Raw genomic sequence first — 1,747 nt, forward strand, 5'->3', positions numbered from 1 at the left:
ACGTAACCGATGCTGAAGTACTTCCCAACTTGCTTAAGCAGACACGTCGTAAAGTCATTGAGATGTCAGGCGATGGTGCTTATGACACAAGGAATTGCCATGATGCCATACGGCTCAAGCGAGCTGTTCCGCTCATTCCGCCACGAAAAGGGGCCGCCTTCTGGGAGCGAGGACATCCTCGCAACTTAGCAGTGGGTTGCCAGAAGCTCTACGGCTTCAACAAGAAGTGGAAAAATCGGTATGGTTATCATAAGCGCTCGCTCTCAGAGACAGCAATGTATCGGGTAAAACAGTTGTTAGGTGGGAAATTAAGCCTGAGGGACTACAACGCTCAAGTTGGTGAATCAAAGCGCTGAACAAGCTTACAGGGCTAGGTATGCCTGAAACTCAGTATGTTGTTTAAGAACTGAACAACATGGGGCTACCATGTCTTCTCATCGAATTAAGCAACAAAGCCCCTTGCAGGGCATCGTATTTAACAGCAAGCATTAATACTAACTCTTTTAGAAAACCAGATGCGAACTAAAAATCTGCCCACATTATGGCTCTTTAGTACTAGTATTAAGTTGTATACTTAATACACTTTAGTGATTGCTAAAATAAATACTCTCAAATGTGGTTTAGAAAATTAATGAATATAACAAACAGTTTTCATATTTGTAACTTTTTGATGTATGCTGGAGGTCATTATGTATCTTCAATTAAGAAGGTTAGGAGTTAATCGTTTTTATTTCTACTCTGTTGTTTCTTAACCTTACACTTCTAAAAGGCCTCAAGTGGTGCTCCTTGAGGCCTTTTTTCTGAGCTCACTAGGGCTTTAGGCTCGGCACATCGTGCACGACTTAGACTATAAAGGTCGGTAAGCTATATGTGAGAATAGGTATACCCATCTAGCTCTTGGATATCCTCAAGCTTTTAGTATTCATAAAGAATAATCCACCCTAATGGGTAGTGTTCGACCTGTATTTCATCATCGTAGAATGGGTATTCTCTAAGACGCTGAGCCTTTCTAAGCTTTTCTTGTTTACTTTGTTCTTTCCTACGTTGTTCTTCTTTCGTAGCAATCCTTTCTCGCTCTTGTATTTTTATTGTGACTGCTTCTAACTCAACTCTTACATTTTGGAGGTCCCCTTTTGCTAAAAAGTCTTTTTTCGAAGCATGTTGAAGTACATCTCTTGTATGATAAAGGGCATCCTTTTCAGTCAGGTTCTTTCGTTTAACGCCCTCGTGAACACAGTTGATTGGGTCGTTCACCTTCAACGCATCGAAATAGTCATCTTGTAATGCGTGACTATTAAATCCACTACCAATATCGAAACATACATCACTCAAAAATGTAGAATCTTCGGAATTGATAATTCTCTCGATCGCTTGCTCCGGGCTAATACAACCAGTCAAGGAAAGGGAAGCAAACAAAGCTAATTTTTTCATTTAGAACCTATAGGAATAACAAGTTGCAAATAGAGTATTGTAAATTATTAGCCAATAAAAAGAATAGGTTAAGGTGTGTCTGTTCGATGATTGGTCAGCGAGTTGGATGCCACATTGTGATAAATATCTAAACAATTTGCTGTTTGCACATGCAGAACCAATAGCCGCTTTTAGTTGGTGTTGCTCATCTGCTTTAACATAAGGCGTAGTTTTTAATGCCATTTGACCAAGGAAAAGGTCAGAAGTGGTCCCCGATTTTCGGACATGACTTTAAGTGATTGATCTGTTTTGATAGTACCCAGAAATACTGGAGCAG

At 40.0% G+C, this 1,747-nt stretch carries 1 protein-coding gene and 1 pseudogene; one reads left to right on the forward strand and one right to left on the reverse strand.

All coding sequences use genetic code 11. The annotated features are described in order from the left end of the window. Positions 1 to 403 (forward strand): annotated as a pseudogene (locus ACWPOD_RS23685) (transposase); the annotation flags it as partial. A gap of 512 nt (positions 404 to 915) precedes the next feature. Here the strand turns inward: ACWPOD_RS23685 and ACWPOD_RS23690 are convergent. Then, positions 916 to 1,431 carry a hypothetical protein gene (locus ACWPOD_RS23690; RefSeq protein WP_456232304.1) on the reverse strand — a complete coding sequence of 172 codons (516 nt, stop codon included), beginning with the start codon at positions 1,429 to 1,431 and terminating at the stop codon, positions 916 to 918. Between the last annotated feature and the right edge of the window lie 316 nt (positions 1,432 to 1,747).

The organism is Vibrio sp. JZG120 (genome assembly GCF_053890955.1).

Bases quoted from the DNA above. Each gene is read 5' to 3' on its own strand.
- ACWPOD_RS23690 (WP_456232304.1), bottom strand. From the start codon at position 1,431: ATGAAAAAATTAGCTTTGTTTGCTTCCCTTTCCTTGACTGGTTGTATT.